Source organism: Providencia sp. Marseille-Q8014 (assembly GCF_965112055.1).
Genome location: NZ_CBCOPT010000001.1, coordinates 3,563,865 through 3,589,871, shown reverse-complemented (window position 1 = coordinate 3,589,871; position 26,007 = coordinate 3,563,865). Strand labels below are relative to the sequence as shown.

25 protein-coding genes are annotated in these 26,007 nt (G+C 42.5%); 14 read left to right on the top strand and 11 right to left on the bottom strand.

Annotation, left to right across the window (positions count from 1 at the left end; genetic code table 11):
- Nucleotides 1-28: 28 nt before the first annotated feature.
- The 3 genes from dhaL to ACWPW6_RS15960 all read right to left on the bottom strand — a co-directional run bounded on the left by dhaL (nucleotide 29) and on the right by ACWPW6_RS15960 (nucleotide 2,665).
- Nucleotides 29-649: a dihydroxyacetone kinase subunit DhaL gene (gene dhaL / locus ACWPW6_RS15970; RefSeq protein WP_163863055.1), complete on the bottom strand. Its 621-nt coding sequence runs from the start codon at nucleotides 647-649 to the stop codon at nucleotides 29-31.
- Nucleotides 650-675: 26 nt separating this feature from the next.
- Nucleotides 676-1,779 (bottom strand): dihydroxyacetone kinase subunit DhaK, encoded by a 1,104-nt coding sequence (gene dhaK / locus ACWPW6_RS15965; protein WP_249999358.1) that lies wholly within the window; start codon nucleotides 1,777-1,779, stop codon nucleotides 676-678.
- A gap of 217 nt (nucleotides 1,780-1,996) precedes the next feature.
- Nucleotides 1,997-2,665: a 7-cyano-7-deazaguanine/7-aminomethyl-7-deazaguanine transporter gene (locus ACWPW6_RS15960; protein ID WP_154622028.1), complete on the bottom strand. Its 669-nt coding sequence runs from the start codon at nucleotides 2,663-2,665 to the stop codon at nucleotides 1,997-1,999.
- A 171-nt stretch (nucleotides 2,666-2,836) separates the two neighbouring features.
- Between ACWPW6_RS15960 and tusA the strand changes: the two genes are divergently transcribed.
- Entirely contained in the window at nucleotides 2,837-3,091 is a 255-nt protein-coding gene (gene tusA / locus ACWPW6_RS15955) for a sulfurtransferase TusA (RefSeq protein WP_154622529.1), read from the top strand.
- A 65-nt stretch (nucleotides 3,092-3,156) separates the two neighbouring features.
- Here the strand turns inward: tusA and ACWPW6_RS15950 are convergent, their stop codons facing one another.
- The 3 genes from ACWPW6_RS15950 to ACWPW6_RS15940 form a co-directional block, all read right to left on the bottom strand.
- A complete protein-coding gene (locus tag ACWPW6_RS15950) occupies nucleotides 3,157-4,089 on the bottom strand; it encodes an Rpn family recombination-promoting nuclease/putative transposase (RefSeq protein ID WP_249999356.1) in 933 nt (310 codons plus the stop codon).
- A 269-nt stretch (nucleotides 4,090-4,358) separates the two neighbouring features.
- Complete coding sequence (locus ACWPW6_RS15945; protein ID WP_249999355.1) at nucleotides 4,359-6,791, bottom strand: zinc/cadmium/mercury/lead-transporting ATPase; 2,433 nt, start codon at nucleotides 6,789-6,791, stop codon at nucleotides 4,359-4,361.
- Between the two features lie 144 nt (nucleotides 6,792-6,935).
- Nucleotides 6,936-7,565: a lysoplasmalogenase gene (locus ACWPW6_RS15940; RefSeq protein ID WP_154624049.1), complete on the bottom strand. Its 630-nt coding sequence runs from the start codon at nucleotides 7,563-7,565 to the stop codon at nucleotides 6,936-6,938.
- A gap of 107 nt (nucleotides 7,566-7,672) precedes the next feature.
- Between ACWPW6_RS15940 and ACWPW6_RS15935 the strand changes: the two genes are divergently transcribed.
- Nucleotides 7,673-8,026, top strand: coding sequence for a DUF2500 domain-containing protein (locus ACWPW6_RS15935; protein WP_249999353.1), 354 nt, complete (start codon nucleotides 7,673-7,675; stop codon nucleotides 8,024-8,026).
- A 2-nt stretch (nucleotides 8,027-8,028) separates the two neighbouring features.
- Here the strand turns inward: ACWPW6_RS15935 and ACWPW6_RS15930 are convergent, their stop codons facing one another.
- Both ACWPW6_RS15930 and rsmD read right to left on the bottom strand, forming a co-directional pair.
- Entirely contained in the window at nucleotides 8,029-8,316 is a 288-nt protein-coding gene (locus tag ACWPW6_RS15930) for a DUF1145 family protein (protein ID WP_154624047.1), read from the bottom strand.
- A complete protein-coding gene (rsmD, locus tag ACWPW6_RS15925) occupies nucleotides 8,306-8,908 on the bottom strand; it encodes a 16S rRNA (guanine(966)-N(2))-methyltransferase (RefSeq protein ID WP_249999351.1) in 603 nt (200 codons plus the stop codon). Before rsmD ends, ACWPW6_RS15930 begins: the two co-directional genes overlap by 11 nt.
- 218 nt (nucleotides 8,909-9,126) lie before the next feature.
- Between rsmD and ftsY the strand changes: the two genes are divergently transcribed.
- From ftsY to rpoH, 4 genes are all read left to right on the top strand, one after another.
- The gene (ftsY, locus tag ACWPW6_RS15920; RefSeq protein ID WP_249999349.1) at nucleotides 9,127-11,253 is read left to right on the top strand and encodes a signal recognition particle-docking protein FtsY; all 2,127 of its coding nucleotides are present in this window, start codon (nucleotides 9,127-9,129) and stop codon (nucleotides 11,251-11,253) included.
- Between the two features lie 6 nt (nucleotides 11,254-11,259).
- Nucleotides 11,260-11,925: a cell division ATP-binding protein FtsE gene (ftsE, locus tag ACWPW6_RS15915; RefSeq protein ID WP_154624100.1), complete on the top strand. Its 666-nt coding sequence runs from the start codon at nucleotides 11,260-11,262 to the stop codon at nucleotides 11,923-11,925.
- Nucleotides 11,918-12,895 (top strand): permease-like cell division protein FtsX, encoded by a 978-nt coding sequence (gene ftsX / locus ACWPW6_RS15910; protein ID WP_154624099.1) that lies wholly within the window; start codon nucleotides 11,918-11,920, stop codon nucleotides 12,893-12,895. The genes ftsE and ftsX overlap by 8 nt, the downstream gene beginning before the upstream one ends.
- 212 nt (nucleotides 12,896-13,107) lie before the next feature.
- A complete protein-coding gene (gene rpoH / locus ACWPW6_RS15905; protein ID WP_154624098.1) occupies nucleotides 13,108-13,983 on the top strand; it encodes an RNA polymerase sigma factor RpoH in 876 nt (291 codons plus the stop codon).
- 77 nt (nucleotides 13,984-14,060) lie between these two features.
- Here the strand turns inward: rpoH and ACWPW6_RS15900 are convergent, their stop codons facing one another.
- Together ACWPW6_RS15900 and panM are read right to left on the bottom strand one after the other, a co-directional pair.
- Nucleotides 14,061-14,447, bottom strand: a complete 387-nt coding sequence (locus tag ACWPW6_RS15900; protein WP_154624097.1) for a VOC family protein — start codon at nucleotides 14,445-14,447, stop codon at nucleotides 14,061-14,063.
- 4 nt (nucleotides 14,448-14,451) lie between these two features.
- Nucleotides 14,452-14,856 (bottom strand): aspartate 1-decarboxylase autocleavage activator PanM, encoded by a 405-nt coding sequence (gene panM, locus ACWPW6_RS15895; protein WP_249999347.1) that lies wholly within the window; start codon nucleotides 14,854-14,856, stop codon nucleotides 14,452-14,454.
- Nucleotides 14,857-15,238: 382 nt separating this feature from the next.
- On the opposite strand from panM, the gene ACWPW6_RS15890 reads away from it, so the two are divergent.
- The 5 genes from ACWPW6_RS15890 to livF all read left to right on the top strand — a co-directional run bounded on the left by ACWPW6_RS15890 (nucleotide 15,239) and on the right by livF (nucleotide 20,121).
- Complete coding sequence (locus ACWPW6_RS15890) at nucleotides 15,239-16,348, top strand: branched-chain amino acid ABC transporter substrate-binding protein (protein WP_154624095.1); 1,110 nt, start codon at nucleotides 15,239-15,241, stop codon at nucleotides 16,346-16,348.
- Between the two features lie 89 nt (nucleotides 16,349-16,437).
- On the top strand, nucleotides 16,438-17,364 hold the full coding sequence (gene livH, locus ACWPW6_RS15885; RefSeq protein WP_154624094.1) for a high-affinity branched-chain amino acid ABC transporter permease LivH: 927 nt from the start codon (nucleotides 16,438-16,440) through the stop codon (nucleotides 17,362-17,364).
- On the top strand, nucleotides 17,361-18,644 hold the full coding sequence (locus ACWPW6_RS15880) for a high-affinity branched-chain amino acid ABC transporter permease LivM (RefSeq protein WP_249999345.1): 1,284 nt from the start codon (nucleotides 17,361-17,363) through the stop codon (nucleotides 18,642-18,644). The genes livH and ACWPW6_RS15880 overlap by 4 nt, the downstream gene beginning before the upstream one ends.
- On the top strand, nucleotides 18,641-19,420 hold the full coding sequence (gene livG, locus ACWPW6_RS15875) for a high-affinity branched-chain amino acid ABC transporter ATP-binding protein LivG (RefSeq protein WP_269204881.1): 780 nt from the start codon (nucleotides 18,641-18,643) through the stop codon (nucleotides 19,418-19,420). Before ACWPW6_RS15880 ends, livG begins: the two co-directional genes overlap by 4 nt.
- Entirely contained in the window at nucleotides 19,420-20,121 is a 702-nt protein-coding gene (livF, locus tag ACWPW6_RS15870) for a high-affinity branched-chain amino acid ABC transporter ATP-binding protein LivF (protein WP_249999343.1), read from the top strand. The genes livG and livF overlap by 1 nt, the downstream gene beginning before the upstream one ends.
- Nucleotides 20,122-20,215: 94 nt before the next feature.
- Here livF and ACWPW6_RS15865 read toward each other — a convergent pair whose 3' ends face one another.
- Entirely contained in the window at nucleotides 20,216-21,214 is a 999-nt protein-coding gene (locus ACWPW6_RS15865) for a hypothetical protein (RefSeq protein WP_249999342.1), read from the bottom strand.
- Nucleotides 21,215-21,853: 639 nt separating this feature from the next.
- Here ACWPW6_RS15865 and hutU point away from each other — a divergent pair.
- From hutU to ACWPW6_RS15850, 3 genes are read left to right on the top strand one after another with little or no spacing between them, the layout of a single operon-like run.
- Complete coding sequence (gene hutU, locus ACWPW6_RS15860) at nucleotides 21,854-23,521, top strand: urocanate hydratase (protein ID WP_249999340.1); 1,668 nt, start codon at nucleotides 21,854-21,856, stop codon at nucleotides 23,519-23,521.
- 51 nt (nucleotides 23,522-23,572) lie between these two features.
- The gene (locus tag ACWPW6_RS15855; protein ID WP_249999338.1) at nucleotides 23,573-24,757 is read left to right on the top strand and encodes a CaiB/BaiF CoA transferase family protein; all 1,185 of its coding nucleotides are present in this window, start codon (nucleotides 23,573-23,575) and stop codon (nucleotides 24,755-24,757) included.
- On the top strand, nucleotides 24,754-25,893 hold the full coding sequence (locus ACWPW6_RS15850; RefSeq protein ID WP_196713639.1) for an acyl-CoA dehydrogenase family protein: 1,140 nt from the start codon (nucleotides 24,754-24,756) through the stop codon (nucleotides 25,891-25,893). The genes ACWPW6_RS15855 and ACWPW6_RS15850 overlap by 4 nt, the downstream gene beginning before the upstream one ends.
- The last annotated feature ends 114 nt before the right edge of the window (nucleotides 25,894-26,007 follow it).

Below are 26,007 nucleotides of genomic sequence, written 5' to 3'. Positions count from 1 at the left end.
ATGGGAGCTTCACCAACGTGAGATATCATCAAATTGATTTTTTGAGAGTGTCTAACATGAGTAATACTGACATACCACCCGGATCAGCATGCCCTATGCTTCGCTCGCCTAAATAGCTCGCTCGCCCTTTACGTGCCTGCATTGGTATTGTCGATGCAACTCCTTGTTTTGCAGCCTCGACAGCGGCATCTATGGCTGTGTTTAAGGGGAGTGATACTGATTTTTCTAGCGATTCACAAACTGGCCACCAAACGTCACACATCGTTTTGTCATTAGGCTCAGCTTTACCACGAGAAACAATGCCTGCGGTTCCTGCTTTGATGAGTTCAGATAAATCCGCCACATTTAAGCTTTCTTTACCTACTACACTTTGTGATGCTTTAATAAAAAATGTGCCGAATAGTGGACCGCTAGCTCCCCCAACGCTGGATAATAGTGTCATTCCCGTTGTTTTGAGGAGTGTTGCGATATCCTTGTCTTGAACCGAGGGAAGCTTCTCTGCCACTTTTTGAAAGCCTCGATTCATATTGAGGCCATGGTCGCCATCACCAATCGCGGTATCAAGCTCAGTAAGATTATTTTGCTCATGGGCAAAGGTCTGTGAGCACTGAATTAACCAATGATAGATCTGCTGTTGTGTTAAACTCATCGTGTTTTGCTCCATTTTACCGCTATTTATACTGTCTTCAGCGTAAAGGTTATCGGGTTATCAGCATTCCAACGTAAAGCTGGGGTATTGACAGGTTCATCCCATAACATTAAAGCTTCGTCGTCTACTTTGAGTAGTGTGATTGAGATCCCTTGCATATCAAGTGCGGTACAATAGGCGCCTACAAGGCTGCGTTCGATGGTTAAACCAAAGCTGTCACAGCAGGTCTGTAAACGGTGATAGGCGGCATAAAGTTCTGATAATGGTGTTGCTCCAAGGTTATTGACGAGAGCAATGACTCGATCACCTTTTTGCAAAGGCTGTTTGATGTGTTTGTGTTCTTGCCAGCTGCCGTTTTCACGATCCCACTGACGAATGATGCGTTCATAGTGACCATTTTCGATCAGGGTTTCAAACATTTGATCGATCGTCTCATTCAAATTCGTAAAGCTTCTTCTCTCAATCCCTGGCTCTCCATGGATACCAACACCAAATTCCATTTCATTATCAGGGAGTGCAAAAGAAGGTTTTCCGGCAGCAGGAACTGTACATGCCTGTAAGGCAACACCTAAACTATAGCCGTTATTATTGATTCTATGACCCAACTCTACCAATTGATCGAGTGTATAGCCTTTGCTTGCCGCGGCACCAAGTATTTTTTCCATTAAAACGGTATTTGCCACTCCTCTACGTCCTGCCGTATATAAACTATCTTTTACAGCGACATCATCATCGACTAGTACTGTGGCAATTTTCGTTCCTGCATCGTGTAATAGCTCGGCAGCGGTTTCAAAGTTCAGCACATCTCCAGTATAGTTTTTAATGATCATCAATACGCCTTCCCCGCTATCAATAGCCATTGCGCATTCCATCATCTGGTCGGGTGTTGGCGAGGTAAACATTTCTCCAGGACATGCGCCATCTAGCATGCCTAAACCGATATAGCCGCTATGCATGGGCTCATGACCGCTGCCGCCACCGGACAGGAGTCCCACTTTACCTTTAATCGGGGCATTTTTATGGACAAGATAAGTTGGGTCAACATTCAGAATTAATTCAGGATGGGCTGAGGTCAATCCTTGATTGACTTCACTGATAATATCTTCAACACGGTTAATCAGTTTTTTCATCTTACAGACTCCAAAAGATAGAGGTCGATGGTTATTTCTGTTCGTTTGTGTTCTTTTTTGTGGGAATCGAAATGGAAATGGCGCGAATCGTTTCGATTATGTCGTCAGATTATCATGGCTGTGAAATTATTGATGAATCAAACCTATAAAATGAGAGTTGGATCAGTAATTTTTCGGGGGGAGAGAAGGGGGGAGGACATCCCCCTTCACTCTCACTCTAATGCTGATTTGCAAGTTTTTGCTCGGCTGTTTGAGCAAAAAAGGTTTTCAAAATAAAGTTAAGTAACACGCCATAAGCGGGAAGGAAAAATAGCATGCAAATGAAAAGCTTAAAGGCATAATCTACTAAAGCGATTTCTACCCAATTCGCCGCCATAAAAGGGTCGCTACTGCGATAGAATGCAATAAAGAAGAAGGCAATAGTATCGATTAAGTTGCCAAAAAACATCGCACATGCTGGTGCAACGTACCAACGTTTATTTTGACGTAATTTATTGAATACGCTGACATCCATTATCTGGCCTAGAACATAAGCCATAAAGCTCGCTGCGGCAATGCGGGCGACAAATAAATTAAATGTTGTTAATGTCGTAAACCCTTGCCATTCGCCTTGGAAAAACAGCGCAGAAATGACATAGGAAATGAGCAGTGCAGGCAACATTACGGCAGTAATGATCCGACGAGCTAAGGGAGCACCATAAATTCGCACGGTGAGGTCGGTTGCTAAAAAAATAAATGGAAAGGTAAAAGCTCCCCATGTGGTATGAAAACCGAATATATTAATCGGTAACTGCACAAGGTAATTACTTGAAGTAATAATTAAGATATGAAACAAAGATAGCCAAATTAATGCACTGGCTTTTTGCTGTGCTGTGAATGAAAACATATTGTACCTTTTTAAGTAGCAATGGGGTGAGGGAACCCATAAAAAATTCTCCCGACATTGGGAAGTGCGCATAATACGCTTGTTGCGCAACAAAAGCAAAACTGTTAGGCCCGCCGCGCTATTTTTTATTATATAATCAAAGAATCTTTTATTATTTATAGAAGCCTTGTTATGCCTGATTTATTTTTAAATGCGACTAAAACTCTTGATACACTAGGTTTGCGTTGTCCTGAGCCAGTGATGTTAGTTCGTAAAACGGTTCGTGGTATGAATGCCGGTGATACTTTACTCATCATTGCAGATGATCCTGCAACTACACGTGATATCCCTGGTTTCTGCCGTTTTATGGAGCATGAATTATTGGCTGTTGAAACTGAACAAACGCCATACCGCTATTTATTACGTAAAAAACCGGAAGGTCTGTGAGACCTTTTGCGTGATATAGGATACTTGCGTGCGGTGAGCTTAAAGGCTATCGCACGAACTGGATATTATGACTGGCGAGTATCCTTATTCTCTTGAATTATAAGCTGTAATTCTTCATGGCTAAAATTTAAGCTCTTCATGACGAGTTCGAAGCTGACACCATTTTTTAGTAATGAAAGCGCATTTTCGTGTCTCGCTTTTTGCATACCTGCAATCTCACCTTCTAGCTTGGCTTTATCTTTTAAACGTTGAGCGATATTCATAGTAACACCTTGATGATTTTCAATTTGTTCAATTAGCTGTTGAATTATTTGTTCAAAATACTGAGATGAATCTAACGTAGTGAACAGATAGTTAATAATGATGCTGATATCTTGCTCACTATTATAGTGCTTATTTAGTGCTTGAGCGAGTAGGCTCGTCACTTGCTGATATTCGTCACGTAGATTTTTATGCTTCAGTGCGAGTTCCATTACGGCAATTTTTCGATGATTAACTAATTCATTATCATCAATAACAGTGATATCCACCAATGGAAATGGATTAAAGTACAGCTCATCAGCGAGTTCGGGCCAAGAAAAACAGTGAGTCCATGTTTTCAAATAAGGATAGGGGGAGTTATTCCCATGATAAAATAAAATGGGTACGACGAGCGGTAAACTTTTATGACCTTGCTGAAGGTGTTGATTCATTGCCAAAAATGCATAATGCATTAACCGCCAACTCATTAATTTATCAGGCGTTGATTGATGCTCTATGAGGAGATAAAGATAACCATCACCCAGTTTTGTTTGTACGGTATAAAGAACATCAGATAAGCGAGAGCGTAGTTTTTTATCGATAAAAGAGGAGTTAGTTAGTGCTAACGTATTAAAGTCACATAACGAGCGAATATGTTTAGGCAAATGAATATCGAAAAAATCGCGGGCATTATCTATTTGGGTTAAAAAACCTTTAAAGGCGGCATCATGTGGTGTTGTAGGATTTTTTTGAATCATACTCGCGACCTCCCATCCATGTCCTTATTGTGATGAAGATAGTAGCGAATATAGAGACAAAATAGAAAAAAGTTACTCCTAATTTAGTGTGAAAAAATAATTTGTTTTTTTATAAGTTACATATCATTACCTGTTATATTTAAAATTATTTTAGCTATCTAATAAAAATTAAAATGAAAAAATGATGGCTAATTAATGTTTAATGAATGAGGTCTCTCTTTATAGCAAAGAAGCGCCATGACGGCGCTTCTTGAGCGATTTAGTCAATATTATTTTTTAAGTTGTGGTAATTTTACTTTCAGTAAGCGCACCGCATTAGCTGTGACTAAGGCTGTTGCTCCTGAATCGGCAAGAACTGCAACCCATAATCCGGTGATACCGAGTAAACTTGTGACTAAGAATACGGCCTTTAACCCTAAAGCAATGGTGATATTTTCGCGAATAATCTTACGGGTGGCCTGTGATAACGCAATGATTTCAGGTAAACCCGTTAAACGGTTGTGGGTGAGTGCCGCATCAGCAGTTTCCAGAGCCACATCGGTTCCACTTCCCATGGCAACACCAATACTAGACGCTTTCATGGCTGGGGCATCATTGATCCCATCACCGACCATCATGGTGCTATGGTTACGATTTAGCGCCATAACCGCAGTCACTTTATCTTCTGGAAGCAAGCCAGCACGATATTCCATACCGAGTTGCCCAGCGATAGCCGCAGCGGCTCGAGGGTTATCACCGGTCAACATTACTGCATTGACGTTCAAGGTTTTCAACATACTCATCGCATCAATTGCATCACGACGCAGTGTATCTTGTAAGGCGGTTAAGCCAATGACTCGATTATCTTCTACTGTAACGACAACGGTTTTACCTTGAGCTTCCAGTGACTCCACCTTGTTTTGCCAAAAAGGCTCAAGCGGAGTATCTAATCGACTCGGTGCACTAACTAAAATATGTCTACCATTCAGATAACCTTCAACTCCTTTTCCTGCTAAAGCTTTACGATTATCGGCTTCAACGATTGTGAGGGACAGAGCTTCAGCTTTATTGAGTACGGCTTTTGCAAGAGGATGGTGTGAACCCGCTTCTACAGCAGCAGTCATTTGTATCAAATCATTTTCAGACACGCCATCAACAGGCACTAAATCAGTAACATGAGGTTTACCTTCAGTTAAAGTGCCCGTTTTATCCAGCGCGATAGTGGTTACTGAACCTAGCTGTTCAAGAGCAGCTCCTCCTTTAATTAGCGCTCCACGACGAGTTGCGGTGGCTAAGGCGGAAGTAATTGCTGCGGGTGTAGAGATAACCAAGGCACATGGACAACCAATAAGCAGTAAGGTTAAGCCACGGTAGATCCAAGTTTCCCAAGGTGCACCAAAGAACATCGGGGGAACAACAACCACTAATGCAGAGAACAGCATGATCAACGGTGTATAAATACGGCTGAAGCGGTCAATAAAACGTTCAATGGGAGCTCGACGCTCTTCAGCTTCTTCAATAAGTTGTAAAATGCGGTCGATAGCATTTTGCCCCTGTTCTGAAACGACTTTCATTTGCACTGTACGGTCGACGGATAGGCAGCCTGCCGCAACTTTTTCGCCCACATTGCGTTCGACAGGAACTGATTCTCCGGTTAATGAACTTTCATCGAAACTAGCAAAACCAGAGACCAGTTCAGCGTCGGTTGGTAACCGACCACCAGGTGCAATCTCAATAATATCGCCAGGACGTAATTGAGAGACAGGAACGGTGGTTTTTTTGCCATCTTTAACGAGTATCGCTTCTTCTGGAACAAGCGCCATGAGGGCACTCACTCCGCGTCGTGCTCGACCCGCGGAATATGATTCCAACATTTCACCCAACATAAACAACAAGATAACCATTGCTGCTTCTTCTGTTGCTTGAATAAAGATGGCACCGATAGCTGCGACTGTCATGAGTGTTTCAATGGCAAAAGGGGTGCCTGTGCGGATCAAACGTAATGACTTACGTGCGATAGGATAGAGCCCAAATAGCGTAGTTAAGGTAAAAGCAATGATACCGATTTGAGGGTTAAACCGTTCTATTCCCCAACTGATAGCCATCAAAATCGCTAATATAATGACAGGCTTGGATTCGCTTAGTAAGCTGGGTGGTGGAGCAATAGTGGCCGCATTGTTGTTACCCACTTCCAGCAATTCATAGCCAGCGGCCTCTACTGTGGAACGAACAGAGGCACTGATATCTTTATCCGCATCAACGACGAGCTTTTCGGTGGCAAACAGCACTTTAGCTTGCTTAACTTCAGTGATTTGCTTTACGGCATTTTCAATTTTTTGCGCACAGCTTGGGCAGTCCATTCCACGGATTATCCAGTTAAAACGTTGTCCAGCGGCTTGTGCGGGGGCGACATCATTCTGCGATTCAGCAGAAGAATGACAACATGAAGCGTGCGAGTGATCATGTTCTTTATGATCATGGTCGGTATGCAGGTGATCATGTTTTTTGTGGTCATGTGTCTGATGAGAGGACGAGCTACAATGTTGGTGCTGGTGATCCTCTTCGTCGTCGTCAGGGTGTTTCTCTACACGGCTCTGTTCATGTGTATGTGAGTCTTTACTTACATCTTGGCTGTTCTGTACTGCGGTTGAAGTGCAAGTACTGCTGCTTGAACAGCAAGAACTCGTGTGTTGATGTGTTTCTTTATGGTTATGTGAGTGCATATACGCCCCCTTATCAAATAATGACACTTAATCAATATTGATAAGTCTATACTTTGGAGTCTACTCCAGAGTCAAACAAATAAGAGGGGGCCAATTGATAAAAAGTGCTATTTGAGAATTTTATCAATTGGCAAACGTGATAGGCTATAGATAAATTGCACGGATAATGAAGAATTGGCCAAGGAAATAAAGCGCTGCAACAATGGCTTTGGAGGCTTTAAACGGGAAACGGAAACGTGCAATGAGCCAGATACAGTTAGAAATAAACAGTAAAAACGCACCAACCATAATCGAGAAATTATAGTCGCGGCCAAGCCCAAAGAATTGGTCACCAGCAACCCAAGCCATAATCATACTCATGATTAATAATGCAAAGACCAGCGCTTGTAATTCTGCTAATTTTGACCAAATCAATATTAGCGTAATAGCAGCAATGATAAGCGGTACGGGTAGCCAAGGAAGATAAAGGCTAAAATCTAGCTGCATACCAAAGCTGATCGTGTAAAGAAGATAGCTAATAAACAGTAGTGCTACTGAAATTAGTAAGCGCTCACTTGATACCATTCGCATGATATCCGCAAGTAATGAGACAGCGAGTGCAGCGAGGATTAAGTACCCTTGAGTCGTAAGAAAATCAGCATTCCAACCCCAAAGTAACAATAATATCAGGGTGATAGGGCGAAATAACCAACGTTGCCACTCAGGGCCTCGATATGCTGCATCCACGTACAGCCAACCAGAAAAAAGTACGGCAAGGAATGGCCAACTAATCATAAACACATCCTTATAAATTCAAATTAGTGAAGTAACTATGGTGGTGTTCCTTCTGTGTGATTAAGATAAACTATACTGACGAACACTTTAAGCACAATGTTAAATTTATGAATAAACCTATTCTGTTATTTATTGTATTAGCAATTATTGCTGTCTTAGCAACAAAGCGTTTTTTCGACCAACGAAAGCAAAATGAGATCAATGATAACGCCTTGCCTGTCAGCTATTTGGTCATTGTTGATAGCAAAAAAGATTACCCTTACCCAAATATGCGTTCTCAAGAAAGGGATGTGGTATCACCAGAAACGTTTCGCTATGAAGTGTATTTTAAGCCACTAAATAATACAGAAGTAATTAAAGTTATTGTGAATGAGGCCCAGTATCAAAGCATTGAGAAAGGTCGTCGGGGCACTTTGCGCTTGAAAGGAACTCGCTTTCTCAGTTTTGACCCCGACGAATAGGATTACTGTTTTTTCTTTGCTTCTTCTAAGGCATGTTTTTGTTTTTTCTGCATTGCCAGCATCTCAAAGACACCAAAGAAAAAAATGCGTGTTTGCAGCCATCCTGAGAGTTTTTCGCCTTTGGCGATGGTTGCTTTTAAGAAGATCGTTTGCAGTGCATGCATAAAAATCATAAACACCATGGCGATATCCATAAAATATTTCAAAGGTTTGGGAAATGGATGAATTAAATTAAATACCATAAAACCCCAAACACAAATCATTAGCACTCGGCCTGCATTAATTAGCATGGCTTGTTTCCTCAATTGAATGACGAATAAATAAACGGTATGCCACTTGACCCGCAATTTTTTCTCGATGAAGTTGCCAGTTAGCAGGAATGTCAGTGAGTGGTGACTCCGCTTCTGATTCAACATATATCCAGCTTTCATTTGCTAGCCATTGGTTTTTTTCTAATAAACGAATCGTTTCGTTTAGTAGGCCTTTACGAAAAGGCGGGTCAATAAACACAACATCAAAGGGAGTGCCTAGTTCATTGAGTACTTCAAGGCTATTACCATTGATAATGTTTGCGTTATTGGCTTGTAAACGAACTTTATTTTCAGACAGTAATTGTACGTTTTTTTTATCTAATTCGATAAATGTAACGCTATCGGCGAACCGCGATAATGCTTCGAATCCTAATGCACCACTGCCAGCAAAACAATCAAGACAGCGGGCTTCGCGTACGATAGGCATTAGCCAGTTAAATAAAGTTTCTTTAATACGATCTGTTGTAGGACGTAAGCCTTCACTATCACGAACGGGGAGCTTTCTCCCTCGCCATTTGCCACCAATGATGCGTATCTGACCTAAAGAGGCGCTTTGTGGTTTTTTTGCCATAATATCCATTGCTGCTCAGTTTGGTTGAGCTTTGAAAAACGAGTTGTCTCTATTGTAGCGCGCCATTTTCACAGTTTTAACTTAAAAAATCAGATTAAATTGTCATGATTTTTCTTTCAGATATGTGTTGTGGCGTGATGAAATGATAGACTGCATGTAATTTTATTGCGATTTAATTATTAAGCGCCATGTTTTTACCGCGAGGAGTGTAGTGGCTGATGGCTAAAGACAAGAAAAAAGGCTTTTTCTCATGGTTGGGTTTTGGTCGTAAAGATGAAAAAGAAACTCAACAACAAGAAGCAGAACAACAAAAAGTAGATGCTGCGAAAGAGAGTGAGCAACCAAAACATGCAGATGATGCTGCTGTTCAAGCAGCAGAAAAAGAGGCTGAACGTCAGTATCAGGCTAAGAAAGCAGAAGAGCTAGCGGCAATTAAAGCGGCGGAAGAAGAAGCAGAGCGTCAGCATGAGTTACAGCAAGCCGCGCTCAAAGCGGCGCAAGAAGAAGCGGAGCGCCAACGTCAAGCTGAGCTAGCGGCAATTAAAGCAGCGGAAGAGGAAGCAGAGCGTCAGCGCCAAGAGGCTGTGCGCTTAGCAGAGAAAGAGGCGGAACGCCAACGTCAAGCTGAGCTAGCCGCAATCAAAGCGGCGGAAGAGGAAGCAGAGCGTCAGCGCCAAGAGGCTGTGCGCTTAGCGGAGGAAGAGGCGGAGCGCCAACGTCAAGCTGAGCTGGCGGCGATTAAAGCAGCGGAAGAGGAAGCAGAGCGTCAGCGCCAAGAGGCAGCGCGCTTAGCAGAGGAAGAAGCGGAGCGCCAACGTCAAGCTGAGCTAGCCGCAATCAAAGCAGCGGAAGAGGAAGCAGAGCGTCAGCGCCAAGAGGCTGTGCGCTTAGCGGAGGAAGAGGCGGAACGCCAACGTCAAGCTGAGCTGGCGGCGATTAAATCAGCGGAAGAGGAAGCAGAGCGTCAGCGCCAAGAGGCAGCGCGCCTAGCAGAGGAAGAAGCGGAGCGCCAACGTCAAGCTGAGCTAGCCGCAATCAAAGCAGCGGAAGAGGAAGCAGAGCGTCAGCGCCAAGAGGCTGTGCGCTTAGCGGAGGAAGAGGCGGAGCGCCAACGTCAAGCTGAGCTAGCGGCGATCAAAGCAGCGGAAGAGGAAGCGGAGCGTCAGCGCCAAGAGGCAGCGCGCCTAGCAGAGGAAGAAGCGGAGCGCCAACGTCAAGCTGAGCTAGCGGCGATCAAAGCAGCGGAAGAGGAAGCAGAGCGTCAGCGCCAAGAGGCAGCGCGCCTAGCAGAGGAAGAAGCGGAGCAACAACGCCAAAGGGAAGAACAGGCGAATCTAGAGGCTCAAGATATTGTTGCGTTACGTGATGAAGTGCTTAATTCGCAAGAGAGTGAGCCTGAGCCAACGGAACAAGAAAAACCGAAGAAAGAAGGTTTCTTTAGCCGTTTAAAGAAAGGCTTATTAAAAACCCGTCAAAATTTAGGTTCTGGTTTTCTTGGACTGTTTACAGGTAAGAAAATTGATGATGATCTTTTTGATGAGTTAGAAGAACAGTTACTGATCGCTGATGTTGGGGTTGAAACAACACGCAAAATCATTGATAACTTAACGACACATGCTAGCCGTAAAGAACTAAAAGACGCTGATGCGTTATACAGTAGATTACGTGAAGAAATGTCTGATATTTTAGTTGGTGTAGATAAACCGCTAGTCATTGAAGACAAGAAACCCTATGTTATTCTTATGGTTGGGGTCAATGGTGTTGGTAAAACAACGACGATTGGTAAATTGGCCCGCCAGTATCAATCTGAAGGTAAAACAGTCATGTTAGCGGCTGGAGACACTTTCCGTGCTGCTGCGGTTGAGCAATTACAAGTTTGGGGAGAAAGAAACCATATCTCTGTGGTTGCACAACATACCGGAGCGGATCCTGCATCGGTTATTTTCGATGCGATTCAATCCGCTAAAGCGAAAGGTGTCGATGTTCTCATCGCCGATACCGCTGGTCGCTTACAAAATAAAGCGCATCTAATGGAAGAGCTGAAAAAAATCGTCCGAGTGATGAAAAAATTGGATGAGGAAGCGCCACATGAAATTATGTTAACACTGGATGCCAGTACTGGACAAAATGCTGTCAGTCAGACAAAACTTTTTAATGATGCTGTAGGTCTGACAGGTATCACATTGACTAAGCTCGATGGCACAGCAAAAGGTGGGGTGATCTTCTCTATTGCTGATCAATTCGGTATTCCTATTCGTTATATCGGTATTGGTGAGGGTATTGAGGACTTACGTCCATTTAAAGCCGATGACTTTATCGAGGCTCTATTTGCCCGAGAGGAATAATTTTCGATGATTCGCTTTGAACATGTCAGTAAAGCTTATCGCGGTGGCCGACAGGCTCTCCAAGGGGTAGATTTTCATTTACAACCTGGGGAAATGGCGTTTTTAACTGGTCACTCAGGTGCAGGTAAAAGTACCTTACTGAAACTCATTTGTGGTATTGAGCGCCCAAGTGCAGGGCATATATTGTTTAATGGTCACGATATCAGCCGTCTAAAAAATCGGGAGATCCCATTTTTGCGTAGGCAAATTGGAATGATTTTTCAAGATCATCACCTGCTATTTGATAGAACCGTTTATGACAATGTTGCGATGCCACTGATTATTTCAGGTGCGAGCTCAGAAGATATTCGTAGACGAGTATCTGCTGCATTGGACAAAGTGGGTCTACTCGATAAAGCGAAAAATTTTCCTATTCAGCTATCAGGCGGTGAACAACAACGTGTAGGTATCGCGCGAGCGGTTGTGAATAAACCGACGATGTTACTTGCGGATGAGCCGACGGGAAATCTCGACGGGGAACTATCTGAAGGCATTATGCGCTTATTCGAAGAGTTTAACCGAGTTGGCGTAACGGTGTTAATGGCCACTCATGATATTGCTTTGATTGAGCGTCGTAACTACCGTGTGCTTACCCTAAGTGAAGGAAGAATGATAGGAGGTCAACATGGCTAAAAACGTTCGTAAAGCTAAGTCTGAACGTCCTATGCAGTCAAAGAGTAAAGCACTAAAAGGGGGATGGCGAGAGCAGTGGCGTTACGCTTGGTTGAATACCTTGGCAGACATGTTAAGGCAACCTTTGGCAACGTTTCTCACCGTGATGGTTATTGCAATTTCGCTCACTTTGCCAAGCCTGTGTTACATCGTCTGGAAGAATGTGTCTCAAGCCGCTGAACAATGGTATCCAACGCCTCAGTTGACGGTTTATCTAGATAAGTCATTAGATGAACAAGGCGGTCAAAACGTGGTAACACAATTACAAGCGCTTGATGGGGTAGACCATGTAAACTATTTATCACGTGACCAAGCAATGAGTGAATTCCGTAGCTGGTCTGGATTTAGTACTGCGCTTGATATGCTTGAGGAAAATCCATTACCAGCTGTTGCGATCATTACCCCAAAAATTGATTTTCAGGGGTCGGATGTGTTGACCACATTGCGTGACCGCGTCAGCCAAGTCCATGGTATTGAAGAAGTTCGCATGGACGATAGTTGGTTTTCTCGCCTTGCAGCCTTGACTCAGCTGGTAGGGCAAGTTGCTTCAGTCATTGGTATTTTAATGATTGTTTCACTATTCCTAGTCATTGGTAATAGCGTTCGACTCAATATTTTTGCCCGTCGAGATACTATCAATGTGATGAAACTTATTGGTGCAACTGATGGCTTTATCATGCGACCGTTTTTACATGGCGGTCTATTGATGGGGGCATTAGGCGCGGTAATCTCATTGATTATGTCAGCACTGCTCGTTTGGAAATTGTCGGCCGTCGTCACTCAAGTAGCCAGTGTTTTTGGTACGCAATTTCATATCGAAGGATTGCTATGGGAAGAATCATTGCTGGTGATATTGATGTCAGCCATGATTGGGTGGGTCGCAGCGTGGTTAGCAACGGTACAGCATTTGCGCCATTTCACACCTGAATAATCGTCTATCCTATCGGCATGGTTTCCCACTGTGCCGATAAAAAACCAATATTGCAGGGAACTTTTCTCTTCCTAACGTGTCTGACATAGACTGTAGTAATCACATAAGTGTAATTTATTTAACTCAATAAAACTGGTAGACTACGGTTTACTTAATCTTGTATTTCGCATCGAAGTAATCCCTTTTTTTATTATTTTTCAAAGAGGATCTGAATGACCAAAGACATGCAATCATTAGCACTTGTTCCGCAAGGGAGTATTGAAGCTTATATGCGGGCTGCCAATGCTTATCCTATGCTAACCGCTGAGGAAGAAAAGGAACTTGCTGAACGGCTGCATTACCATGGTGATCTGGATGCGGCAAAGCAGCTGATCTTATCGCACTTACGTTTTGTGATCCATGTTGCTCGTAGCTACGCAGGTTATGGCCTACCGCAAGCAGATTTAATTCAGGAAGGGAATATCGGCTTAATGAAAGCCGTTCGTCGTTTTAACCCTGAAATCGGTGTTCGCCTAGTCTCCTTTGCAGTCCATTGGATCAAAGCTGAAATTCATGAATATGTGTTGCGCAATTGGCGTATTGTTAAGATTGCGACAACTAAATCTCAGCGTAAGTTATTTTTTAATTTGAGAAAAAATAAAAAACGCCTTGGTTGGTTTAACCAAGATGAAGTTGATATGGTTGCTAAAGAGTTAGGGGTTAGCACCAAAGATGTACGTGAAATGGAATCACGTATGGCTGCACAGGATATGGCTTTTGATATGTCTGACGACGATGACAGTGGTGACTTAGGTCAACCGGTTGCACCTGTCTTATTCTTACAAGATAAATCATCGGATTTTGCTGGTTCTATCGAAGAAGATAACTGGGAAAGTCATGCAACCGATCGTTTAACGGAAGCATTAGAATCGTTAGATGAACGTAGCCAAGATATTATTCGTGCGCGTTGGCTTGATGACGACAATAAAACCACATTGCAAGAGTTGGCTGATAAGTATGGTGTTTCTGCCGAACGAGTACGTCAGCTTGAAAAAAATGCAATGAAAAAGTTGCGCGCTGCAATGGAAGACGACGAAGAAAGCGATTAGATTTTACCTTCCTTTTTTCTTGTTACTGCATTTATTGCCGTCATGATGATGACGCAATAAATGCAGAAAATACAATATCATTCGCTATACAATTCAAGAGGAAGCCCATCAGGATCAGCAAAAAAAGTGAATCTTTTTTGTGTATAAGGATCTCGTCTTGGCGCTTCACAAATCACATCATGTTGTTTCAAATAGTCTATCCATTTATCAAGATCATCTACGCTAAAAGCTAAATGCCTTAAACCACACGCCTCAGGATAGCTCAGTCTGGCTGGTGGGTTAGGAAAGCTAAATAACTCAATTTGGTATTGATCATTTAACGCTAAATCGGCCTTCCATGAATTCGAGTCTGACCGATAATGTTCTTCTAATAAGGTTAAGCCAAGAATTTGGCAGTAAAAATGCTTACTGACAGAGTAATTAGAAGCGATGATCGCAACGTGGTGGAGCCGTTTTAATTTCATTGTATTACATCCGTTTTTCCCATAGGTCATTTTCTGGTGTCGGTGTAAAACCACAGGCGAATAAAAAGGACGTCATGACTGCTTTCTGTTCTTCATCTATCTCTTTTAAACTAAATCCCCAATGCGTCACCTGAGCCTCTTGACGACAAATTTCATTAAGTAAATAAAGCCCAACGCCACGTCGGCGAGTCACCTCACGCACGAGGAAATGATAAATGGTGCCTTGTTGATGATCGACTTTCATTTTTGCGGCGGCTAATAAGCGATCATTAAAACGCGCGGCATAAATTTTTTCGCCAGATTGAAGTAAAGTCTGGATCTGATATTGATTCTGGTCTGGCCAGATTTTGTACAGGTCAAGATATTGTTGGTCAGTAGGATCAACCACGGGAATAATTGTTAGTTTCATAATACTTCTATCTATTTCCTTGCTTATTTTTCAGTCACTCCTATAGACAGAGTGATCTGTAGCCGATTTTTTGATTTTAGGGATAAAGATTTCGTCTTTGTAGATCTTCCGAGTTTAGCTCGGATTAATTTAAATTTAACTAGAATATAACACTGGCATTTATCTAAAACCCACTCATTAACGATAGATTTTTATTCTGCTTATAACGTAATTACCTACCATATCCATTTGCTATTTAGCATATTTATCTTGTTTAATATCATGAAATATATAGCCTTATTGGCTATGTTATTAAAATTCATAGCACTCGATGGTGCTGACTATAATAATCTACTATAAATCAAACACAAACACTCAGAACCATAGAGATGGGGACGACAGAATGAAAAATATTAATAAAGTATTACTGGCAGGATCTATTGCGATGGCATTTAGCCAATCAGTATGGGCTAAAGAAGTGAAAATTGCCGTCGTTGGTGCTATGTCTGGTCCTGTTGCTCAATATGGCGATATGGAATTTACGGGCGCACGTCAAGCTGTTGCAGATATTAATGCAAAAGGCGGCATCAATGGCGACACCTTAGTTGCCGTTGAATATGATGATGCATGTGACCCAAAACAAGCTGTTGCGGTTGCGAACAAAGTGATTAATGACGGTATCCGTTATGTGATTGGTCACCTTTGCTCTTCTTCAACACAGCCTGCTTCTGATATTTATGAAGATGAAGGCGTTATCATGATCACCCCAGCAGCAACCAATGCGGATTTAACCACACGCGGTTATCAAATGATTATGCGTACCACTGGCCTTGATTCAGACCAAGGACCAACAGCTGCAAAATATATTATCGATGATATCAAACCAAAACGTATTGCGGTTGTTCATGATAAGCAGCAGTACGGGGAAGGTTTAGCACGTTCTGTGCGTGAAAACCTGAACAAAGCCGGTGTTAAAGAGGTTATGTTTGAAGGTATCACCGCAGGTGATAAAGATTTCTCCGCACTTGTGGCAAAACTGAAAAAAGAGAATGTCGATTTTGTCTACTTTGGTGGCTATTACCCTGAAATGGGACAAATTTTGCGTCAAGCGAAACAGTCAGGTTTAAATATCCGCTTTATGGGGCCTGAAGGCGTCGGTAACTCATCACTGTCAAACATTGCAGGAGAGGCTTCCGAAGGCATGTTAGTTACACTGCCTAAACGTTATGACCAAGTGCCGACTAACCAGCCTATTGTTGATGCTATTAAAGCGAAAAAAGAAGATCCTACCGGTCCCTTTGTTTGGACAACTTATGCCGCCATTCAAGGCCTAACCACAGCAATGGAACGTACGGGAAGCCGTGAACCCGAAGATCTCGTGAAAGATCTAAAAGCCAATCCAGTCGATACTGTTATGGGGTCATTAACTTGGCAGCCAAATGGGGACCTGAAAGGCTTTGAATTCGGTGTATTTGAGTGGCATGCGGATGGTACATCCACTGCAGTGAAGTAGTTCCACTATTCAGACTATGAACCGGAGGTTAGTTTACTCACTTCCGGATTCTATTCTGTTTAGGGAAGGTAGTATGAAAGGATAGTCCTATGTCAGATCAAATTCTTTATTTTATCCAACAGTTCCTGAATGGCTTAACGTTAGGCAGCACTTATGCCTTGATCGCGATTGGCTACACGATGGTGTATGGCATCATCGGTATGATCAACTTTGCACATGGTGAAGTCTATATGATTGGCAGCTACGTGTCTTTCATTGTGATCGCGGGCTTGATGATGTTAGGTATTGATGTCGGTTGGATCCTGATTGCCGCTGCTTTTGTCGCCGCCATTGTGGTGTCAAGTTCCTATGGTTGGAGTATTGAGCGCGTTGCATACCGACCTGTTCGCCATTCTAAACGATTGATTGCACTGATCTCTGCGATCGGTATGTCAATTTTTCTCCAAAACTATGTCAGCCTATCACAAGGCTCACGTGATCTGGCACTACCGAGTCTGATTACGGGACAGTGGGTTTTAGGTGAAAGTGATGGCTTTGAAGCCACCATTACAAAAATGCAACTGACCATTTGGGTGGTGACGCTATTAGCGATGTTGGCACTGACTTTATTTATTCGCTATTCACGTATGGGAAGAGCTTGTCGTGCTTGCGCTGAAGATTTAAAAATGGCCAGTTTGTTAGGTATTAACACAGATCGTGTTATCTCATTAACCTTTGTCATTGGTGCCACGATGGCCGCGGTGGCAGGCGTATTACTCGGTCAATTTTATGGGGTTATTAATCCTTATATTGGTTTTATGGCGGGAATGAAAGCCTTTACTGCCGCAGTATTAGGTGGGATTGGTAGTATTCCTGGCGCTATGCTTGGTGGGTTAATTTTAGGTGTTGCTGAAGCAATGACCTCGGCTTATTTAAGCACCGAATATAAAGATGTTGTGTCATTTGGTTTATTGATTGGTGTGTTGTTGATCATGCCAACCGGCATTCTGGGACGCCCGGAGGTCGAAAAAGTATGAGAAAAGAAAATTGGATTAACGCCATTGTTGCTTCGGTGATGTTCTTTATTCTGGCCGTCTTTATGATGGGGCTACAATTAACCCTTGATGGTACAAAATTAGTCGTATCCAGTGGGGATTCTGTTCGTTGGAATTGGATCTTTGCGGGAATAGCGGTGATCTTTGTTTTTCAACTAATACGCCCATCATTAACGAGAGTGTGGCAGGGCGTTCCTAAAAAATCGTGGTCAATTCCTGACTTTGATGGTTCAACAACGAGGCAAAAAATCCTTGCGGTGGTGATTATTATTGCCGCAATTATTTGGCCTTTTATTGTGTCTCGGGGGAGCGTGGACATCGCCACACTGACATTAATTTATGTGATGTTAGGGCTGGGTTTGAACGTCGTTGTAGGGCTATCTGGGCTATTGGTTTTAGGCTATGCAGGCTTCTATGCTATTGGAGCTTATACTTTTGCATTGCTTAATCATTACTATGGTTTTGGTTTTTGGGAAAGTTTGCCAATTGCTGGTCTTACGGCGGCTTTAGCCGGTTTTTTATTGGGTTTTCCTGTATTAAGGTTACGAGGAGACTATTTAGCGATTGTGACCTTAGGGTTTGGTGAAATTGTGCGTATTTTATTGCTCAATAACACGGAAATTACAGGGGGGCCAAATGGTATTAGCCAGCTACCGAAACCCACCTTTTTTGGTCTAGAGTTTAGCCGTTCAGCAAAAGAGGGGTGGGATACCTTCCATAACTTCTTTGGTATTGACTATAGCGCCGGCGATAGGATTATTTTCCTCTATTTTGTTGCGTTACTTTTAGTGGTATTGACGTTATTTGTCATTAATCGATTATTACGTATGCCATTAGGACGTGCTTGGGAAGCTTTAAGAGAAGATGAAATTGCTTGTCGTTCTCTCGGTTTATCACCAACGAAAATTAAGTTAACTGCATTTACAATTAGTGCGGCTTTTGCGGGATTTGCGGGAACATTATTTGCTGCACGACAAGGCTTTATTAGTCCGGAGTCCTTTACCTTTGTGGAGTCAGCCTTCGTATTAGCGATTGTCGTACTTGGTGGCATGGGATCGCAAACATCGGTGATATTAGCAGCAATTATACTGGTTGTTTCTCGTGAGATGATGCGAGATTTGAATGCTTACAGCATGCTGCTGTTGGGGGCATTAATGGTGCTAATGATGATTTGGCGTCCACAAGGGCTGTTACCCATGAAACGTCGCCAAATGAAGTTAAAAAATGCAGAGCAATTAGCGAATGAGGGGGAGAAAGAATGAGTGCATCTATGACCCCTCTGTTGCAAGTTAATGGGCTTACTATGCGTTTTGGTGGACTTTTAGCCGTCAACAACGTTGAGTTGACTTTAAACCAAGGCGAAATAGTCTCTTTAATTGGTCCTAATGGGGCGGGTAAAACAACGATTTTTAATTGTTTAACGGGTTTTTATAAACCGACCAGTGGGGCAATTTTATATCGTGAAAAGCATTTAGAAGGCTTATCGGGTCAGGCTATTGCGCGTCTAGGCGTCATTCGAACGTTCCAACATGTGCGTTTATTTAAAGAGATGACGGTGATTGAAAACCTTTTGGTGGCTCAACATCAACATTTAAAAAGCGGTATTTTTTCTGGCTTGCTGAAAACCCCTGCATTTCGCCGAGCTGAATCAGAAGCGATTGATAATGCAGTCAAGTGGTTGGAACGAGTCGACCTATTGCCATTTGCAAATCGTCAAGCGGGGAACTTAGCTTATGGACAGCAACGCCGGTTAGAAATAGCACGTTGTATGGTGACGCGACCTGAAATTTTAATGTTGGATGAGCCTGCCGCGGGCTTAAACCCAAAAGAAACGAATGATCTTGATGAGCTGATCGCTGAATTACGTTCTCATTATCAAGTGTCTATTTTGTTGATTGAACATGATATGAAGTTAGTGATGGGGATTTCAGATCGCATTTATGTTGTCAATCAAGGTACACCTTTGGCCGACGGCACGCCTGATCAAATTCGTCAGCACCCTGATGTGATTAAAGCTTATCTGGGGGAGGCTTACTAATGTTAGAATTTAAACAAGTTTCTGCCCACTATGGAAAAATACAAACATTACATCAAGTCAGCTTGAATATTCAAAAAGGGGAAATTGTCACACTCATTGGAGCAAATGGGGCTGGTAAAACCACATTGTTAAGTACGTTATGTGGTGATCCGCGGGCTTCTGAAGGGAAAATTCTTTACCGAGACGTGGATATTACTCAACTACCAACCGCTAAAATTATGCGCGAGGATATCGCATTAGTTCCTGAAGGGCGTCGTGTATTTTCACGAATGACTGTCGAAGAAAATTTGGCTATGGGCGGCTTTTTTGCGAATAGGCAGCAATACCAAGAGCGTATTGAACGTGTTTATACGTTGTTTCCTCGCTTGCATGAGCGGCGTAGTCAACGTTCTGGCACAATGTCTGGTGGTGAACAGCAAATGTTAGCCATCGGTCGTGCTTTGATGAGCCAACCGGAATTATTGCTTCTTGATGAGCCTTCCCTTGGCTTAGCCCCAATTATTATTATGCAAATTTTTGATACTATTTTGCAGTTACGTGAAGAGGGCATGACTATCTTTCTTGTCGAGCAAAATGCAAATCAGGCACTAAAGCTAGCAGATCGCGGTTATGTGCTTGAGAATGGACGTATTGTGCTGGAAGATAGCGGCAAAGCTTTACTTGCTAATGAAGCCGTACGTAATGCCTATTTAGGCGGATAACGACAATGAGACGTCGGTGTGATTGAGATAACCGACGTCTTCCCCAGCGAGGCACAATAATTGATAAGATAAGGTTGATGAGTCTTATTTTTAATTAACGTTTAATGTTGACCGTTAATGGGGCATTAACATACTTCATGATAAATTGATTTTTCTTTTTATACAGAGTAATAACACTCGCTGTTGACGTTTTTATTTTGATATTTGAATACGATTGCTTATTTTTAATATTGATGAGTTCAAAGCATTTATTACTGGTCACTTGATAGGTCGTTTCATAAATATCCGCTAACTTTTGTTTGAGTAATAAAACAGAACCATTATTAAGATCCCTTAATAAGAGATGATCGACTAGCATCTTAACGGGCATTTCTTGTAATTTATTTTGGTCTTCAAGCACACGGTATGTTTGGATAATATTCTCTACATCCATGTCTAATATTGAAGAGAGATTTCTTAATCCTTGAAAACCAAACTCACTATCGATAGCGTTAGATGAGGCGACTTTTCCTATGTTTATCTCATGATTATTCACTCCATCTAGGCAGAGTAGTTTATATTGAGATTTATCAATAATGAGTTTATCCAGTGTCTTTCGCAGATCGTCTTGATAAGTTTGCTCAATAAATTTCATAATAGGTAATGTGTTGCTGGAAAAACGATTGGCAACATCTTGTGATGTTGTGAGTCTAATTGTTTGATTTTTATCAGTAATATAATTTAAGCGAAATCGCTGAATATCGCTTACGAATGAAATGGGTGGTTTTTCATTGATTTTAAAAGATATTATTTTAAATGAGTGGTTTTCTGGTTTTATGGTGTATCGATAGTTTTCAGACCGACACAATGCAGAAATAGATTGGCTAGAGAGGGTTCGGTGTTGTTGTGTTTCTACCGCCTGAGTGATATGGCTAAAATAGCTTGCTGGTGGATAAAATATTTCATTGAGATGGGGGATATGTTGCTGTGGCTTCTTTTTAAAAAAAGGGAAGCTAAATAAATTTTGTGCAGTGATCTTAGATATTTTTCTAGGCTCAACAGCTCTATTGTTTAACGTTGTAATATCCATGACTGCTTTATTTGAAACTCTCACTGAGGCTATTCCTTTATGATTAATGCTATTTTATTAAAAGGTGTTATTGATGACTTTTTATTGAATGATTAATGGCCTTAATTTATTTTTCAGAGTTTAGGTTTTATATTATTTACTATTTATTAAATTAGAAATAATTGTAATCTTTTTGAATAAACCGATATTGCAAAAAATAATGAAACTCAGTCAATTTTCCATTGATTGAGAGAATGGTCGTGTTTAGAAATAGAGTTGCCATGCTAGTGACAGCTTTTTGTGAGCCAGTAATGTGAAGCACTTCGCATTTCAGCTATTTGTTTATGTTTAGAGAAGTGTTCAATTGTCTATACATTTTGTTGTGAATAAATAGCGAGTTAACCTTTGTTGTATAGTTGCTCATCCTCTTTCTATCTAATCTTTATACAAAAATTCAAATTTAAATGTATATACTTTGTGAATTAAATGTATATATATTTAAAGGCAAGTCGAAGACGAATCCTCCGGAGAGGATAAAAACCAGCACTGAAAATACCACTAATAGATTGATTATATGCGTTTTTTATCCAAAAGGGATTTTTACGTGATAAGTAATGACTCATTATAAACATCATTTATTGTTGTAAAAATGTTAAGTAAAATAAAGAAATAGAGGATACAGCAATGCTAAACCGTACTGACTCTACACGTGTTATCCGCGCTCCACGTGGCAGCGAGAAAACTTGTAAAAGCTGGCTCACTGAAGCCGTGTACCGCATGATCCAAAACAACTTAGATCCTGATGTGGCTGAACATCCACAAAGCTTAGTCGTGTACGGTGGAATTGGTCGTGCAGCTCGTGATTGGGAATGTTATGACAAAATTTTAGAGGTATTAAAAACACTCGAAGATGATCAAACTTTACTTGTGCAATCCGGCAAACCTGTTGGTGTTTTTCCAACTCATCCGGATGCACCCCGTGTATTAATTGCTAACTCAAATATTGTCCCTCATTGGGCAAATTGGGAATATTTCAATGAGTTAGATAAAAAAGGTTTGATGATGTACGGTCAAATGACCGCGGGTTCTTGGATCTATATAGGTTCACAAGGCATTGTTCAAGGTACCTATGAAACCTTTGTTTCTTTAGCTAAACAGCATTTTAAGGGTAACCCTGCGGGTCGTTGGATCCTGACCGGTGGTCTCGGGGGAATGGGGGGCGCTCAACCTTTAGCAGCGACAATGGCCGGTTTTAGCATGATTGCCGTTGAATGTGATGAAAGTCGTATCGATTTTCGCCTAAGAACTCGATATGTCGATAAAAAAGCCACATCCCTGGATGAGGCATTGCAATATATTGAACAAGCCAAAAATGACGGCAAGCCTGTTTCTGTCGGTTTATTAGGAAATGCAGCCGATGTCTATAGCGAATTAGTTAAACGTAACATTATTCCTGACTCTGTTACCGACCAAACGAGTGCACATGACCCTGTTCATGGTTATTTACCTCAAGACTGGACATTAACACAATGGCGTGAGAAGCAAAAAACAGCACCGGCTGAAGTCACGAAAGCGGCTAAGAAAAGTATGGCGGTACAGGTTGATGCGATGTTAACCATGCAAAAACGCGGCTCAGCGGCATTTGACTATGGGAATAACATTCGTCAAATGGCTAAAGATGAAGGTATCAGTAATGCCTTTGATTTTCCGGGCTTTGTTCCGGCCTATATTCGCCCTCTATTCTGTGAAGGCATCGGGCCATTCCGCTGGGTTGCTTTATCTGGCGATCCTGAAGATATCTATAAAACAGATCAAAAAGTAAAAGAGTTAATTCCTGACGATAAGCATCTGCATAATTGGCTGGATATGGCTCGTGAACGCATTGCATTTCAAGGTTTGCCAGCACGTATTTGTTGGGTTGGTTTAAAAGATCGTGAAAGACTCGGTCGTGCGTTTAATGAAATGGTAAAAAATGGTGAGTTGAAAGGGCCTATTGTCATTGGCCGTGATCACTTGGATTCAGGCTCTGTGGCAAGTCCACACCGCGAAACAGAATCAATGAAAGATGGCTCGGATGCGGTCTCTGATTGGCCTCTATTAAATGCGTTATTGAATACCGCGGGAGGCGCAACATGGGTCAGCCTGCATCATGGTGGTGGTGTAGGAATGGGCTTTTCCCAACATGCTGGTGTGGTCATTGTTTGTGATGGGACAGATGCCGCAGACAAACGTCTGGCTCGTGTTTTACATAACGACCCTGCGACTGGGGTGATGCGTCATGCTGATGCGGGTTATGACATTGCCATTAACTGCGCAAAACAGCAAGGGCTGAACTTACCGATGGTCAAGTAGCGCTTTTGGCCAGCCTTATTTGAGGCTGGCTCGTTTTATAAGGATATCAGTATGAAAATGGTGTCAACACAAAAAAGAGAAGGGCCATTATCAGGGATCAAAGTGATCGATCTCAGTCGTGTGCTTGCAGGGCCTTATTGTACAGGCATGATGGCTGACCTAGGTGCTGAAGTGATCAAAATAGAAGTGCCTGACCATGGTGATGACAGTCGTCATTTAGGTCCCTTTATTGAGGGTGAAAGTGTTTATTACGGGCTGATCAATCGAGGAAAGCGCAGTATTGAGCTTGATCTTAAATCCGAGAACGACCTAGAGATCTTATATCAACTCGTGAAAGAGAGTGATGTGGTCGTCGAAAATTTTCGACCGGGTGTTACGGCAAGATTGGGAATTGATTTTGACAGTTTGAAACAGCATAACCCTAGACTTATCTATGCTAGCATATCTGGCTTTGGGCAAGATAGTCCACTTGCTAACTATCCTGCTTATGACATTGTTGCACAAGCAATGTCAGGATTAATGAGTGTAACGGGGTTTCCTGAAACAGGCCCAACACGTAGTGGGGAGTCGATAGGGGATGTCTGTGCTGGCATTTTTGCTGCTTGGGCGATCAGCAGCGCCTTGTTTGCGCGAGAAGCTCACCAAGAACATGCTCAATATATTGATGTTGCGATGGTCGACGTGCTGTTGAGTATGCAGCTGACAGGACTATCAAATCTATTTGCACACGGTCAAGCGCCGGGCTTAGTGGGAAATCGTCATCCTGTTTCAACACCTTTTGATACCTATCAAGCACGAGATGGGCAAGTTGTTATTGCTATTGCCAGTGAAAAGCTTTTCCAACGTTTCTGTGAGTGTATGGGGCGGCCTGAACTACGCAATGATCCTCGCTATAAAGATGATCCAACGCGAACCCTTTACCACGCGGATCTTAGAAAAGAAATCGAACATTGGACATCACAAAAAACGGTTGAAGAAGTGTGTGAGCAACTGCTAAACGCAGGGGTGCCTGCTTCACCGATCCAAAATTTGCAGCAAGCGACACAAAGCGAACATGCAAAGGCTCGTCAAGTTCTCACTTACCTTGATGATGGTGGAACCCCGTTAGTATCTCAACCTGTTTTCTTTAATGGTAGCAAGCCGCGAGCCATGCAAAGAGCACCTCGCTTGGGCGAAGCCAATCATGCTTATAAATCAGCCAATATAACAATTAAAAATGCGGAGGCAATACAATGAGCTTTCAAATAGATGAGACAGAACAAGCAATTGTCGATGCTGTTGAAAAGGTTTGTCGTGACATTCTGCAAGTGAATGCACAACGTTATGATGAGACAGAAACTTTTTGTGCGGAAAGTTTGGCTGCTCTAGGGGAGATGGGATGTTGGGGGATCAATTTACCTGAGCAATATGGTGGGTTCGGCATTGGTAGTATTGCGATGAGTATGATCGTCGAAGCCGTAGCGGCCGCTTGCGCATCAACTTCATCCGCGTTAACGGCTCATTTCCTTGCAACAGATTCGATCCTAATAGGGGGGACCGAGGAGCAAAAGCAGTATTGGTTACCTAAAGCGGCAAGTGGTGAGATGTTAGGCGCTTTTGGTCTGACAGAACCCGCAGCAGGATCAAATCCAGCAGATATGCGCACTGTCGCTACCCGAGAAAATGGAGGCTGGCGAATTCGCGGAAATAAACATTATATTACCAATGCTAAAGAAGCTGATTTTATTGTCTTATATGCCAAAACAAACCCAGAAGCCGGTGCCCGTGGTATCAGTGCATTTATGATCCCTAAAGGTACTGAGGGTGTTGAGTTTTCTTCCCCAGAAAAAACCATGGGGCTACGTGGAAGTACAATCTATGAGCTTGCATTGAACTGCTGGTTGCCTGAGTCGGCCCTATTAGGCGAAGAAAATAAAGGCTTCCATACAGCCATGGAAGTCTTAGATAAAGGGCGTGTTGAAGTGGCAGCCACGTCATTAGGGATCGCTCGTGCAGCGATGGAATGTGCTTTAAATTGGGTTAAAGAACGTCAAATAGGTAAAAAGCCATTAGCGGCTTACCAAGGCACCCAGTGGCGTCTTGCAGATATGCACACACAGTTAGAAGCAGCGCGTATGCTGACTTGGCATGCGGCAGAGTGCCGTGACTCAGGAGAGCGTTTTAGTTTGCAATCCGCAACAGCAAAATTATTTGCCGCGGAGTGCGCTGGCTTTGTGACCGATGCGGCATTACAGCTGCATGGTGGCTACGGTTATATTCGTGATTTACCTTTAGAACGTTATGTACGTGATGCACGCATTTTACGAATTTTTGAAGGCACTTCAGAAATTCAAAAGATCATTATTTCGCGAGCGGTTTTAGATTCGGTTTAATCGTGAAAGATGAATACGCTGGTGGATGGACAGGATCCACCAGTAATGAGTAAAAACTGCAATAGGATGAACGACCTGATAACAGGATCATGGAATTAAAAACACAACAACAAC

Coding starts and splice junctions, on each gene's coding strand:
- rpoH (WP_154624098.1), top strand. CDS start 13,108: ATGACCAAAGACATGCAATCATTAGCACTTGTTCCGCAAGGGAGTATT.
- ftsE (WP_154624100.1), top strand. CDS start 11,260: ATGATTCGCTTTGAACATGTCAGTAAAGCTTATCGCGGTGGCCGACAG.
- ACWPW6_RS15960 (WP_154622028.1), bottom strand. CDS start 2,665: ATGTTTTCATTCACAGCACAGCAAAAAGCCAGTGCATTAATTTGGCTA.
- hutU (WP_249999340.1), top strand. CDS start 21,854: ATGCTAAACCGTACTGACTCTACACGTGTTATCCGCGCTCCACGTGGC.
- tusA (WP_154622529.1), top strand. CDS start 2,837: ATGCCTGATTTATTTTTAAATGCGACTAAAACTCTTGATACACTAGGT.
- ACWPW6_RS15880 (WP_249999345.1), top strand. CDS start 17,361: ATGAGAAAAGAAAATTGGATTAACGCCATTGTTGCTTCGGTGATGTTC.
- ACWPW6_RS15890 (WP_154624095.1), top strand. CDS start 15,239: ATGAAAAATATTAATAAAGTATTACTGGCAGGATCTATTGCGATGGCA.
- dhaK (WP_249999358.1), bottom strand. CDS start 1,779: ATGAAAAAACTGATTAACCGTGTTGAAGATATTATCAGTGAAGTCAAT.
- ftsX (WP_154624099.1), top strand. CDS start 11,918: ATGGCTAAAAACGTTCGTAAAGCTAAGTCTGAACGTCCTATGCAGTCA.
- ACWPW6_RS15900 (WP_154624097.1), bottom strand. CDS start 14,447: ATGAAATTAAAACGGCTCCACCACGTTGCGATCATCGCTTCTAATTAC.
- livG (WP_269204881.1), top strand. CDS start 18,641: ATGAGTGCATCTATGACCCCTCTGTTGCAAGTTAATGGGCTTACTATG.
- ACWPW6_RS15855 (WP_249999338.1), top strand. CDS start 23,573: ATGAAAATGGTGTCAACACAAAAAAGAGAAGGGCCATTATCAGGGATC.
- ACWPW6_RS15935 (WP_249999353.1), top strand. CDS start 7,673: ATGAATAAACCTATTCTGTTATTTATTGTATTAGCAATTATTGCTGTC.
- ACWPW6_RS15850 (WP_196713639.1), top strand. CDS start 24,754: ATGAGCTTTCAAATAGATGAGACAGAACAAGCAATTGTCGATGCTGTT.
- livF (WP_249999343.1), top strand. CDS start 19,420: ATGTTAGAATTTAAACAAGTTTCTGCCCACTATGGAAAAATACAAACA.
- livH (WP_154624094.1), top strand. CDS start 16,438: ATGTCAGATCAAATTCTTTATTTTATCCAACAGTTCCTGAATGGCTTA.
- ACWPW6_RS15950 (WP_249999356.1), bottom strand. CDS start 4,089: ATGATTCAAAAAAATCCTACAACACCACATGATGCCGCCTTTAAAGGT.
- ACWPW6_RS15940 (WP_154624049.1), bottom strand. CDS start 7,565: ATGATTAGTTGGCCATTCCTTGCCGTACTTTTTTCTGGTTGGCTGTAC.
- rsmD (WP_249999351.1), bottom strand. CDS start 8,908: ATGGCAAAAAAACCACAAAGCGCCTCTTTAGGTCAGATACGCATCATT.
- ACWPW6_RS15945 (WP_249999355.1), bottom strand. CDS start 6,791: ATGCACTCACATAACCATAAAGAAACACATCAACACACGAGTTCTTGC.
- ftsY (WP_249999349.1), top strand. CDS start 9,127: ATGGCTAAAGACAAGAAAAAAGGCTTTTTCTCATGGTTGGGTTTTGGT.
- panM (WP_249999347.1), bottom strand. CDS start 14,856: ATGAAACTAACAATTATTCCCGTGGTTGATCCTACTGACCAACAATAT.
- dhaL (WP_163863055.1), bottom strand. CDS start 649: ATGAGTTTAACACAACAGCAGATCTATCATTGGTTAATTCAGTGCTCA.
- ACWPW6_RS15930 (WP_154624047.1), bottom strand. CDS start 8,316: ATGCTAATTAATGCAGGCCGAGTGCTAATGATTTGTGTTTGGGGTTTT.